Source organism: Streptomyces sp. NBC_00466 (genome assembly GCF_041433995.1).
GTDB lineage: Bacteria > Actinomycetota > Actinomycetes > Streptomycetales > Streptomycetaceae > Streptomyces.
Genome location: NZ_CP107896.1, coordinates 3,658,298 through 3,670,672, shown reverse-complemented (window position 1 = coordinate 3,670,672; position 12,375 = coordinate 3,658,298). Strand labels below are relative to the sequence as shown.

Here is a 12,375-nt window from a genome sequence, read left to right as displayed (position 1 = left end):
ACAACCTCCGTCGATGTCATGCGCCGGCCGCGTCGGCGCCTGTCCGGCGGACCGGGGCCGGCGTTCGGCCCTGATCCGCTTCCGTTTCCGCTTCTGTGAGAGAAACGACCGCGCCCGGACGCCAGTTGACGACGTCGAGCGTGGCCGCGTCCTTGCGGCCCCGCTCCCGCATGGCGCCGTCGCGCACCCGTGCGTGCTCCCGGCTCGCGCCCTGGTCGAGCGCGCCCTGGCTGCGCGAGTGCAGCACGATCCGGGCCGTGCGCCCGACGCGCTGCTCCTGGTAGCGGATGAGGGCCTCGCCCGGATCGGCACACGCCCTCAGTGACTCCGCGAGCACGAACGCGTCCTCGATCGCCGTGTTCGCGCCCTGGCCCATCGCGGGTGCCATCGGGTGCGCGGCGTCGCCGAGCAGGGCCACCCGGCCGTCCACCCAGCGCGACGCCGGGTCCCGGTCGTGGATGTCCGTCACCGACAGGTCCGCCGGGTCCGCGGCACGGATCAGCCGTACGACCGGCTCGTGCCAGCCGGCCATGCGGTCGAGCAGCGCCGCCAGCGCGCCCTCCTGTCCCATGGCGGGCCAGATGCCCGGCGGGGAGGTGATCTTCGCCGTCCAGTACAGGGTCTCCCCGTCGGCCGGGGCCACGAAGATCTGTACGCCCACTCCGTTCACGACGAACGCCTGGGGGTACAGCTCGGACCCGACGGCCCGGCCCCGCACCGAGGTGTACCCCAGGTACTGGGGCGGGCCGTCCTGCAACATGGCAGCGCGTACGACGGAGTTGAGGCCGTCGGCCGCCACCAGGACATCGCTGTCCAGGGTGGTGCCGTCCGACAGGCCCACGGACACCTGTCCGCCGTCCTGGGCGTACCCCTCCACAGCGGTGCCGAGGCGGATGTCCGCCCCCGCCGCTGTCGCCTCCCGCAGCAGCACGTTCTGCAGCGCCGTCCGCAGGATGGGCACCTGGGGCAGGCCCAGGCGCCGGCCCATCTCGCCGATCGGCTCCCGGGTCAGGACCCGGCCGGCCGAGTCCATCAGCACCCGCACCTCGTCGGGACCCACCACATGGCCGGCCGCGCGGATCCCCGCGCCCAGCCGGGAGCTGATGGCGTCGGCCGCGGCGATGCCGTTCTGGTAGAGCAGCAGACCGGACCCGACGTCCTCGATGCGTGCCGCACGCTCGATCACGGTGACCGCGAGCCCCGCGGACGCCAGGGCGGCGGCGGCCGCCAGACCGCCGATCCCGCCGCCCGCCACGACCGCACGGTGGCCGGCGCTCACTGGATCCACCGTCCCTCGTACGAGCCGAACGTGCCGCTGTCGGCATCCCAGACGACCTGGCCGCGCCGCATGGTCCGTATCACCCGGCCGGCCATCGTCCAGCCCTCGTACGCCGACCAGCCGCACTTGGACCGCACGCTCCGCGCCGACAGCATCCAGGGGTCGTCCGGAGCGAAGAACACCAGGTCGGCGTCTGCTCCCGGGGCGATCCGCCCCTTGTCCCGCAGACCGAAGAGTTCGGCGGGCCGCTCCGACAGATGGCGGACCAGGCGGGTGACGGCGACGTCGGGATGTTCGTCGGGCAGCCGTCTGCGCATACCCGTCCACACCGCGACCGCCAGTTCCTGTACGCCGGGCAGGCCGGGCGGCGACTCCTGGACCGTCCGGGTCTTCTCCTCGATCGTGTGGGGCGCGTGGTCACTGCCGATCGTGTCGGCCTGGCCCGCTGCCAGCGCCTGCCACAGCCGGTCCTGGTCGCTCTGCTGCCGGATCGAGGGCGACAGCCTCGTCCGGGCGCCCAGCCGCAGGGTGTCGGTGTCGGTGAACGACAGGTGGTGCCCCGTCACCTCGAAGGTGACGGGCAGCCCGGCGGCGCGGGCGGCACACACCAGATCCGCCTCCTCCCGGCTGGAGAGGTGGAGTACGTGCGCCTCGGTGCCGTGGCGCCTGACCAGTTCGATGACCTTCGCCACCGCCGAGATCCCGCCACTGCGCGGGCGGCGCGCCTCGTAGTCCAGATAGCTGTCCGGTGCGCCCCACCACTCGTCGAGCAGCGAGAACAGTTCGCCGTCCTCGGCGTGCAGCACCAGTCGTACCCCGGACTCCGCCGCGGCGATGAAGGCCTTCTCCAGCTGCGCCGGGTCGCGGAACACGGTCGGAGCCGTGTGGTGACCGGCCATGAAGATCTTCGCGCTGGTGGCGACAGCGGGGTCGAGCCCGGCCAGCGCCTCGGGGCGGGCCGGGTCGGCTCCGATGTGGAACCGGTGGTCGACCAGGGAATGGCCCGCGATCAGCGCCGCCTTCTCGCGTACCTGGTCGGCGGTCAGCGCCGGCGGGCTGGTGTTGGGCATGTCCAGCACCGTGGTGACACCGCCCGCCACGGCCGCCCGGCTCCCGTGCTCCCAGTCCTCCTTGTACGTCAGGCCCGGGGTGCGGAAGTGCACATGGGAGTCGATCAGGCCGGGCAGCACGTAGCAGTCACCGGCGTCGACCACGGTCACCCTGGGGGGCGGTGCGGCGCCGGGCTCCAGGACGGCGAGGACGCGGCCGTCCGCGATCAGCACCGTGCCCGCCCGGACCCCCGTGGGAGTCACGAGCCTTCCGGCGGTGACGGCGAGGTCGGCGGTCATCAGTTCGGCCATGTCGAAGCCACCAGTTCTCTGCAGAGGGCGTTGGTCGGCCCCATCAGGGCCACGGCCCGGACGTCGGAGAGCAGCCGGTTGACGCCGGAGGCGGCCGTGTACCCGGCCGAGCCGAGCATTCCGGCCGCCTCCAGGCAGATCTCCTCGGCCACCGCGGACGCGTGCAACTTGCTGTGCAGCGTGGTCGTTCCGGGGTCGGCCGACGACCGGGCTCCCGCCCTCTCGACCACCGCCCGCGCCGACTCGACCCTTGTCGCCATGGACACGAGCCGGTCCCTGACGACCGGCGACGCCAACTGGCCGCGCTGTCGCAGGTGTTCGACCAGCAGCTCGAACGCCGCCTGGGCTGCGCCCACGGCGACCGCACCCAGCGAGGCTCCCGACTCCCGTACCCCCGCGATGATCTGCGCCGCCCGGCCCTCGGGGCCCAGCCGGTCCGTGTCGGCGACGACGCACTCGCGCATCGAGACGAACCCGGTCGCCGACCCCCGCATCCCGACGAGGTCGAGGCTCAGATCGGGGAACAGCCCCGGGTGGCCCGCCTCGACGAGGAAGAAGGTCTGTCCGGCCGCGCCGTAGCCGCTGCCCGGATCCTCGGGCCGGTCACCGGTACGCACCAGGACGAGGTACACATCGGCGACCGACGCGGTGGTGGTGAAGGACTTCGCCCCGTCGAGCACCCAGCTCCCGTCGGGCCGGCGCAGGGCGGTGCTGCTGATGTCTCGCTTCGCCGCGCCCGCGCCCTGCTCGCTCCACGCGGAGGCGGCGAGGCAGGTGCCGTCCGCCAGCCGTGGCAGGAGGTCCCGCTTCTGTCCTGGCGAGCCCCACTCGGTGATCCGGGAGCTCACCGCGAAGTGCTGGAAGGCCATGATGGCCAGGGACGGGTTCAGCCGCGCGAGCCGCTCGACGACCCGGTTGACGTCGGTCGCGTCGCCCCCGGTCCCGCCGTACTCACGGGGGACCGCGGTGGCGAGCAGCCCCGACTCCCGCAGCTCGGCCAGCGTCTCGTGGTCCGGTTGCCCGGTGACCGCGGTCCGGTCGGCCGACTGCCGTAATCTCACGGCCAGTTCGGGGTCGATATCGATATTGGTGTCGGTGTCGGTGTCGGTTGGGGCGTCGTGGACGGTGCCAGGCATTTTCGGTGAACTCCTCACAACGTGGTTGGTGCCGACGGCTGCAGCGGGAACGACCCCTGGAATGTCACCCGTTTACGTTCGACGGAGACCCAGCTCAGCGCGGGCACACCGTCGATGTCCTGGACGGCCGTGGCCACCGCGGTGCTGCCGCCGGGCGTGATGATCTCCAGGCCGTCCGGGCAGCCCAGCTCCTGCGCCACCCGCCAGGGCACGGTGCCGGGGATCCGGATGGCCGAGCCGAGACACACCGCACCGGTCAGTGCGATGGTCGGATGCCACGAGGGCACCGAGATCGCCCGTGCGGCGATCCGGCCCTCCTCCACCGGCAGCAGGGCGGCGATTTTGGGGAACGCGCCGCCCGGGGCCCAGCCCAGCTGGTCCGTCACCGCGGCGCGGATCCGGGCGAGGGTCCCGAAAAGGGCCTCGCCACCGGCGAACAGGGCGTCGGGATCCTTGACGCCCACCGTGCGCGCGTCGATGAACGCGTACGCGTTGCCGGACGACACCAGCGACACCTGATGCAGCTCACCGTCGACCGACACCGCGGTCCTCGGCTCGCCGGTGATCAGCAGGTCCGTCACCGGAACCACGCTGGTGGGCACGGAATGCACGGTGAACCGCGCCGTGTCGCGGTCGACGGCGTCTACCTCGCACACCACGCTGTCGCCGTTGTTGAGGACATGCACCCGCACCCTGGTGCCCACGGACAACCGGGGCAGCATGCCCATCCGCTCGGCGACCACGGCCGAGGACAGGATCGAGTGCCCGCACGACCCCCGCAGGTCGAACGACTCCACCGCCCCCGGCAGCGCCTGTACGAAGCGGTACTCCAGGTCGTACATGGGGTGCGGGGAAGGGCGCACCAGCGCGATCTTGAGGACATGCCCGTTGCCGGTCGCGTCGAGGAGGCGCCGGACACCGGCCAGATGCTCCAGCATGGCGCTCTCGGCTTGCGGAACGGTGCCGGCGTCGAGAACGAGCGTGGGGCAGGGGCTGCCGGTCGCGTACGCGAGATGCGCGATCATGCCGCGGCCCCGATGTCGGCCGGTCTCGCCGTCCCCTGGAACTGGTCCCGCCACACCTCGTGCGTCATCAGCGCCCAGATGGTCAGCGCGGTGGTGTCGTCGGGCCGCTGCGCCTGTGTCTCGAAGAGGGCGTCCACGGCGTTCGGGTCGAGCAGGCCGGCCGAGCGCAGCCGGCTGGTCGCGAGGGTGTCCCGCGCCATGTCCCACAGGGGCGACCCGGGAGCGATCATGGCCGTGACGGGAAGCGTGAACGGCTGCTTCACCCGCTCGTGCACCGCGTCGGGGACCAGTCCTGCGGCCGCACCGTAGAGCGTCCGCTTGACCTTGCCGCCGCCGATCCTGAGCCGGTCGGGCAGCCCCCGGCCCAGCGAGGTGACGCTGGGCTGGCAGAAGGGCAGTCGCGACTCGACCGAGTGCGCCATGCTGAGGTGGTCGACCCGGCGCAGGTGGTAGGCGGGCAGCCGGTGGGCGAGTTCGAAGTCGGTGATGCGCTGGAGCACCGTGCCTTCGCCGCTGCGCAGCGGGCCGAGAGCCTCAGCGGGGATCGCCGGTACGTCCTCGACGAGCAGCCGGTAGTCGTCGGTGTAGAGCGAGTGCCGCCGGCCGGCCGGGAGGACGGCCAGCGCGTCGAGATAGCGCGCGTACCACCCGGGGCCGCCCGGGGCGGCCTCGTGTGCCGCGTGCATCCGCGCATAGCCGCCGAACACCTCGTCCGCCGCGTCCCCGGTGAGCGCGACCTTGAATCCGGCCTCCCGCACCGCGGCGAACAGGGCGTAGGTGCTCACGGTGATCGGGTCGGCATTGGGCTGGCCGAGGTGCCAGACCACATCCTCGATCAGTTCGGGCAGTGTCGCCGGGTCCAGTTCGACCTGGTGGTAGACGGCGCCCGCGTGCTCGGCGGCCTGCCGGGCGAAGTGCCGCTCCTCGAACGGCCAGGTGCCCCGGTAGGCGATGTTGAACGAGTGCACGGGCCCGTGCTCGGCCGCGAGGGCGGTCACCAGGCTGGAGTCGAGGCCGCCCGAAGTGATCACGGAGACCGGGACATCGGCGACCAGGAGGCGTCCGACCTCCGTGCGCAGAGTCTCGCGCACCAGCTCGGCGGCCTGGTCCGCGTCGGTGGGAACCGGCGCGGGAGCGGGCGCACGGCGCAGCACCTCGGGTGCCTCGCCCAGCTTGCACCGCAGCGTGGTGGCGGCCGGCAGCACCCTGATCTCCTCGAACATGGTGCGCTCGCCGAACGGCGTCTTGCTCGCGAGGTACGCGTCGAGCCCCGGTTCCCAGATCGTCCTGCCGAGCCCCTCGAAGGCCAGCAGCGCCGGGATCTCGGACGAGAAGCGCAGCGACCTGTCGGCCGGGTCCCACCGGTAGTAGAGCGGCTTCATCCCCATGTGGTCGGTCACCAGGAGCAGTTCCGGCCGCTCGCGCAGGTCGAGCACGGCGATGGCGTACATGCCGTCGAGGTGGTCGGTGAACCTTTCCCCGTACTCCTCGTACAGGGCCGGAATGATCGCGCCGTCGCAGCGGTCGGTGAAGGTGTGGCCGCGCTGCCTCAACTGGTCCCGCAGAGCGTCATGGTTGTAGATCTCGCCGTTGAACACGACCGAGATCCGCCCGTCGATCCCGTACGGCTGGATGCCGCCGTCGAGGTCGATCACCGCGAGTCTGTTGCTGCCCAGGCCCCAGCCGGGGGCCCGGGACATTCCCGTGCGGTCCGGTCCTCCGTGCCGTTGCAGTGCGCTGACCGTCTTCATCTCGCTCGGTGACGCAGTGGCATTGAAATAGCCGTAGATACGGCACATCTTTCTTTTCCTCCCCCAGGACCGCGGTGCGGACGGCGGCCCGATCGGCTAAGGCCCGTCAGGTTGTGATCAGTGAGCTGTGCGCATCAGGTCGTCGATCCGGATGACAGAGGCGCGGAGGCGGAGACAGAGGCCGGCGCCGTAGGTGACGGGACGCCGGAGCCCGACAGACTCCGGCGTCCCGCCGGACGGCGACCCGGCGGAAAGGGCTCAGCGGACTCCCGCTGCCAGTGGGCCGGTTGGGGACGTCTCACGCCCCCGTTCCCCCCGCCCACTCCCCCTGCTCGCAACGGACCCCGCGAGCCCGTCCTGATGCAGACGAAAAGCCCTAGTCCGAAGCCATCGACAGATAGCGCTCCCCGGTATCGGGGAAGACGGTTGCGATCGTCGACCCCGCCCAGCGTTCACGCCGGCTCAACACACGGCAGACATGCGCCACAGCGCCGGAGGAAACACCGGTGAGCAGGCCGGTGGCCAGGGTGATCTCCCGCCGCGTGGTCACCGCCGCCTCGTCCGGCACGGCGATGACCTCGTCGATGAGACCGAGGTCGGTGATGTCCGACACGTAGCCCGCCCCGATACCGGGAATCCCGTGCGGACCCGCTCCCCCGCCGGACAGGACCGCCGAACGTTCGGGTTCGACGGCGACCACATGCACCTCCCCGCGCTCCTTGAGGTAGCGGGCCACCCCGGTCAGCGTTCCGCCGGTTCCCACCCCGCACACGAAGACGTCGGCCCGCCCGGCGCACGCCTCCCAGATCTCCGGTCCGGTCGTCTCGTAGTGCGCACGGACGTTGGCCGGATTACGGTCCTGGTGGGGCAGCCAGGAACCGGGGATCTCCCGCTGCATCTCCTCGGCGAACTTCCAGGCGGGCAGCAGCCCTTCCGCGTGCGGCACCAGCACGGTCTCCGCACCGAACTCGCGCAGGATCTGGCGCCGTTCCGCGGTCGCGTTGTCCGGCATGACGATGATGCAGCGGTGGCCGCGCACGGCGCACATCGCCGCGAGGGAGATGCCGGTGCTGCCCGACGAGCACTCGATCACGGTGCCGCCCCGGGCAGGCAGCAGCCCGGTCCGCTCCGCCTCCCGCAGCATGTAGAGGACCGCCCGGTCCTTCACGTTGAACAGCGGATTGAACATCTCCAGCTTGGCCAGCAGCCGCACCCCGTCGGGGACTCCGGGCAGCCGCACCTCCATCGTCGGAGTGCGGCCCACCAGCTCCTCCAGGGAGCGGACCGGCGGTGAAACAGTCCCGGTCATCGCGGTTTACGATCCGTTTCCGTGATGTGAGCGGCTGCTCGCGTACCGAGCGCGGCCGCCAGATGCGCGGCAGCCGCCTCTTGCAGATGGGTGATGTCGCTCGACACCGTGGCGAAGGTGAACCCCTCGGTCAGCCGGCGGGCCGCCGAGGAGCCGTCCAGACAGTGGATCCCGCACGCGATGCCCGCATCGGCCGCGGCTGCGGTGATTTCCTTCAGCGCCTCCTCCAGGCGGTCCTGCACCGCCGGGTCGCCGAAGTACGTGCCCCCGAGCGCGACGGACAGATCCGCCGGACCCACGTACACGGCGTCCAGGTGCGGGGTGGCGCAGATCGACGCCAGATGGTCCATCGCGCCGGCGGTCTCGATCATCGCGATGCAGGCCACCGCGTCGTCCAGCTCTCCGGGAACGGCGCCGAGCCGGAGCTCCGCGCGCACCGGGCCGCCCAGGCTGCGGGTGCCCACGGGCCAGTGCCGGCAGGCGCGGGCGGCGACCGCTGCCTCCTCGGCCGTCTCGACCATGGGGACGATCACCGCGCGCGCCCCCGAGTCCAGGGCCGCCCCGATGGCGATCGGGTCGACCGACGGGACACGGATGATTCCCGCCGAAGAACCCATGGCGTCCACCGCGAGCATCGCGGACTGCCAGCCCTGCTGGTGGAGGACACCGTGCTGGCCGTCGACGCCGATGTAGTCGTAGCCGACGCCTGCGATGCGCTCGGTCCCGACCGGGTTGTCGCACGCGATCCAGTAGCCGATGAGGCTCTCCCGGTTCCGCAGCCGGGCCACGAAGGTTCCCGGATCGCGCCTCCCGGAGCTCACTGGCCCTCCTCGATCACGTAGCTGCTCTTGCCGTTCAGGCCCACCGGCACGTCACCGGTGATCGAGACCCGGTTCAGCACCCGCTTGTGGCTGTCGTAGTCGTTGACCGCGAAGTGCTGTGTGTTGCGGTTGTCGAAGATCAGTACGTCGCCCGGCCGCCAGGTCCACCGCGCCACGTTCTCCGGCCGGTGCACATAGGACTGGAGTACGTCGATGATCGGGCGGGACTCACGCAGGGTCAGGCCGACCAGGCGCTGGGCGAAACCGCCGAGGAACAGCGACGGCTCACCGGACTCCGGATGCACCCGCACCACGGGGTGCGCGGTCTCGAACCGCTTGGCGAGGAACGCCTTGCGTGTCGCCTCACCGCGAGCGGTGCGGAGCTTCGGCTGCTCTGCGTGGTTGGTGTGGACGGCCCAGAGCTTGTCCGCGATCTCCCGCAGCTCCGGCGGGAGTTGCCGGTAGGCGGCCTCGCCGTTGGCGACCATGGTGTCGCCGCCGTAGGGCGGCAGGACGACGCTGCGCAGCGTCGTCCCCATGGACGGAGTCGGTGTGAAGCTGATGTCCGTGTGCCAGTGGTCCGCCCGCTGTTCCTCACCGTCGACCGGGATCACCTGGGGGTTCCCCTCGGCGGTGCGCATCATCGGGTGCTTCTGCGTCAGCGGGCCGAAACGGCCGGCGAAGGCCAACTGCTGCTCGTCAGTGATCTCCTGATCCCGGAAGAAGAGCACCTTGTGCTCCAGAAGTCCCTGCCGGACCTGCGAGAAGACAGAATCGGGCAGTTCCCTGCCCAGATCCGTGCCGATCACCTCGGCACCGATACGGCCACCTAATTTACGGATCTCCAACGACACTTCTCTGTTCCCTTCATCTGCAGCGGATGGAAGAAGATCAGGGACGGCTATTCACTGAATGCGACCGGCCGGTCTTCCCGGCGGTCGAACTTTCCGACACTGCGGTAGACGGCCTCGATGAGTCGTCGGGGACGCTCGTCCAGACTTCCCATCACCGGCGAACCGGCATTCTGCATGTAGCCGAACGCGAGGTCGTACTCGGGGTCGGCGAAGATGTACGAGCCGGTCGCCGCGCTGAGGCCGAAAGCGGTGTCGAGGCCGGCCGAGGCCGGGAACACCGGATGATCGGGCACCTGGAATCCCAGGCCCCAGTTGCACTGCGTCAGCGTCACCAGGCAATGGCCTTCGGAATGAGGCCGGGTCATTTCCGCCAGCATGGCGGGGCCGAGGAGCCGGATACCGTCGACCTCGCCGATCAGCGCGGCCATGAAGCGGGCGAGCGAAGGCGCGCTGGCCTGCCCCCCGTAGGACGGATCCTCCGACTCCAGTGCGACCGCACGGCCTTCCAGCGCCAGGCTGCCCATCATCGAGCGGTAGGTCAGCGAGGTGGAGTCGATGAACGAGGCCAGGTCGAGGTCATCGCCTGCGAACAGCGCCTCGGCCTTGGACTGGAACATGGTGGCGACATGGACCGCGTCCGGGTCGGGCAGGCCGATGTAGCAGTCGAGGCCGAGAGGCCCGGCGATCTCCCGCGCGAAGAACCGGCCGACGGTCAGTCCGGTCCGCCGGCGCACCAGTTCGCTCACCAGATACCCGAAGGTGATGCCGTGGTAGCCGTGTGCGGTACCGGGCTCCCACTCCGGGCGCGCCACGGCAAGCGCATCGGCGATCGGAGTATGGGTACGCATGGCCTCATGCGTGATCGGCGCGTGGTCCAGGCACACCACTCCCGAACGGTGGCTGAGCACCATCCGCAGGGTGATGTTCTCCTTGCCGCCCGCGGCGAACTCGGGCCAGTACGCGGCGATCGGCGTGTCCAGCTCCAGGAGCCCCCGCTCCACCAGCAGCAGCGCCGAGACCGCGACCAGCGCCTTGGTGGGCGAAGCGAGCAACCCGAGCGTCTCGGGCCGCCACGCGTCGTCGTCGTTCTTGCCACCGGTGCCGCCCCAGAGGTTCACCACCGGCCGGCCGCGGTGGTAGACGCACACACCGGCCCCCACCTCCGCACCCGACGCGAAATTCGCCTCGAACGCCTTCGCCACCTCGGCGAAGGCGTCCTCCACCGACCCGCCCCGCGGAATACCACTCACAGTACCCAACCTCCATATTCGTGCCGGCTCACCCACGACGATACTTTCGCCACTCGTGCCTCACTCAAATTCCGGCAATGCGACGCTGGGGCGATACGGGACGCCGCCCAAAATGGGGACAGGACGCACAACGGCCCCCGGACACAGGGGTACTGGGACACAGGAGTACCGGGCTTGCGGAGTTTCCGACTCCGCAATTCCACCTGGTAACGGAGTCCCGCTAGGGCCGCACTCGAATGATGATGGTGTACTCCTGTAACTCGCATTGAAGACCGAATTCGGCCGGACCGGACTTCCCAATTCGCGGTTTCCCTGTGGCAGCATCCACTTCATGAAAATCCTCTTTCCTGCCGCACCCGGCTATGGGCTGCTGCTGCCGGTCGTGCCACTGGTGTGGGCCGCTCGGGCCGCCGGGCACGAGGTCCTGCTCGCCACCACCGCCTATGTGAAAGGCGCCGCGGCGGAGTCCGGACTCCCGACCGTCGACGTCTTTCCGCACCGCGACGTCGGCGCGGACCTGCTGCTCGCGCAGAAGAGCGAGGCCCCCGCGCCGGACGGCGGCGAACCGGGCGGCGAACTGCCCCCGGGCTACTGGGAATCGGCCCGTCAGATGAAGCCCTTCGACCTCTTCACGCTCGCCATGACCGAGGGCACCATCGAGGCGGGCCGCAGCTTCGGGGCGGACCTGGTGGTGTATCCCTCCGACCATGCGGCCGGCCTGCTGGCAGCCGCCGCACTGGGAGTTCCGTCGCTGGAGGTCGGCAACCGCGTGTCGTGGTCGATGCGCGACGAGGGCATCAAGGAGAGCGGCGCGCAGAACCACCGCACCGGTGTCATCGACGAGGACTCGCCGGTCATCACCGGGCTGCGGGAACGGCTGGGCATCGGCGACCGCCGGCCCCGGCTGGTCGCCCGTATCGACCCGCGCCCCCCGAGCCTCGGCGGCCTGGCCCAGGACCAGGCCGACGCCGAAGGCGGAGCCCCCTGGTGGCCGATGCGCTACGTCCCCTACAACGGCGGCTCCATCGTGCCCGAGTGGGTGCTGAACCGGAGTGAGCGGCCGCGGATCTGCCTGACCCTGGGCACCGTCATCCCGCTGCTGTCCGACGGCAGCGGCCTTCTGCTGCTGATACGGGCGCTGAGCGAACTGGACGCCGAGATCATCCTCGCCGACCACTCGACGGACTTCGAGGCGCTCGGCGAACTGCCCGACAACGTACGCCTGGCCGGCTACCTGCCGCTGTCGGCCTTCCTCGACACCTGCTCGCTGATCGTGCACCACGGCGGCTCGGGCACCACCGCCGCCGCGCTGCACAGCGGAATACCGCAGCTGGTACTGCCCGACGGCGCCGACCAGCCCCTGGTGGCGCAGCGGGTCGTCGACTGCAAGGCCGGCCTGTCACTGCCGCTCGACGAGGCGGACCCGGCCACCGTACGGGAGCTGGCCGACCGTCTGCTCACCGATCCGGCCTACGCCGAAGCGGCGGCGGCGGTCAGCGCGGAGATGGCGCTCCAGCCCAGCCCCGCAGCCGTGATCGACCGACTCATGCGGGAGCTGCAGTCCCGGTAGCGGGCTGCGGACCGGCCTT

Annotated in this window: 10 protein-coding genes; 1 reads left to right on the top strand and 9 read right to left on the bottom strand. The window is 70.8% G+C overall.

The features are described 5' to 3' along the window. Nucleotides 1-16 precede the first annotated feature (16 nt). From OG210_RS16365 to OG210_RS16325, 9 genes are all read right to left on the bottom strand, one after another. The gene (locus OG210_RS16365; RefSeq protein WP_328328343.1) at nucleotides 17-1,279 is read right to left on the bottom strand and encodes an FAD-dependent monooxygenase; all 1,263 of its coding nucleotides are present in this window, start codon (nucleotides 1,277-1,279) and stop codon (nucleotides 17-19) included. Next, a complete protein-coding gene (locus tag OG210_RS16360; RefSeq protein WP_328328345.1) occupies nucleotides 1,276-2,640 on the bottom strand; it encodes a dihydroorotase family protein in 1,365 nt (454 codons plus the stop codon). Before OG210_RS16360 ends, OG210_RS16365 begins: the two co-directional genes overlap by 4 nt. Next, nucleotides 2,628-3,776 carry an acyl-CoA dehydrogenase family protein gene (locus OG210_RS16355; RefSeq protein ID WP_328328347.1) on the bottom strand — a complete coding sequence of 383 codons (1,149 nt, stop codon included), beginning with the start codon at nucleotides 3,774-3,776 and terminating at the stop codon, nucleotides 2,628-2,630. Before OG210_RS16355 ends, OG210_RS16360 begins: the two co-directional genes overlap by 13 nt. A gap of 14 nt (nucleotides 3,777-3,790) precedes the next feature. Next, the gene (locus tag OG210_RS16350) at nucleotides 3,791-4,801 is read right to left on the bottom strand and encodes a PrpF domain-containing protein (protein WP_328328349.1); all 1,011 of its coding nucleotides are present in this window, start codon (nucleotides 4,799-4,801) and stop codon (nucleotides 3,791-3,793) included. Further along, the gene (asnB, locus tag OG210_RS16345; RefSeq protein WP_328328351.1) at nucleotides 4,798-6,600 is read right to left on the bottom strand and encodes an asparagine synthase (glutamine-hydrolyzing); all 1,803 of its coding nucleotides are present in this window, start codon (nucleotides 6,598-6,600) and stop codon (nucleotides 4,798-4,800) included. Before asnB ends, OG210_RS16350 begins: the two co-directional genes overlap by 4 nt. A gap of 328 nt (nucleotides 6,601-6,928) precedes the next feature. Continuing rightward, a complete protein-coding gene (locus OG210_RS16340; protein WP_328328353.1) occupies nucleotides 6,929-7,861 on the bottom strand; it encodes a cysteine synthase family protein in 933 nt (310 codons plus the stop codon). Next, nucleotides 7,858-8,682, bottom strand: coding sequence for an aldolase/citrate lyase family protein (locus OG210_RS16335; protein ID WP_328328355.1), 825 nt, complete (start codon nucleotides 8,680-8,682; stop codon nucleotides 7,858-7,860). The genes OG210_RS16340 and OG210_RS16335 overlap by 4 nt, the downstream gene beginning before the upstream one ends. Next, nucleotides 8,679-9,536, bottom strand: coding sequence for a TauD/TfdA family dioxygenase (locus tag OG210_RS16330; protein ID WP_328328357.1), 858 nt, complete (start codon nucleotides 9,534-9,536; stop codon nucleotides 8,679-8,681). The genes OG210_RS16335 and OG210_RS16330 overlap by 4 nt, the downstream gene beginning before the upstream one ends. Nucleotides 9,537-9,583: 47 nt before the next feature. Next, nucleotides 9,584-10,786: a serine hydrolase domain-containing protein gene (locus tag OG210_RS16325; RefSeq protein WP_328328359.1), complete on the bottom strand. Its 1,203-nt coding sequence runs from the start codon at nucleotides 10,784-10,786 to the stop codon at nucleotides 9,584-9,586. Between the two features lie 331 nt (nucleotides 10,787-11,117). Here OG210_RS16325 and OG210_RS16320 point away from each other — a divergent pair, with 331 nt between their 5' ends. After that, nucleotides 11,118-12,356, top strand: a complete 1,239-nt coding sequence (locus OG210_RS16320) for a nucleotide disphospho-sugar-binding domain-containing protein (RefSeq protein WP_328328361.1) — start codon at nucleotides 11,118-11,120, stop codon at nucleotides 12,354-12,356. Nucleotides 12,357-12,375: the final 19 nt, after the last annotated feature.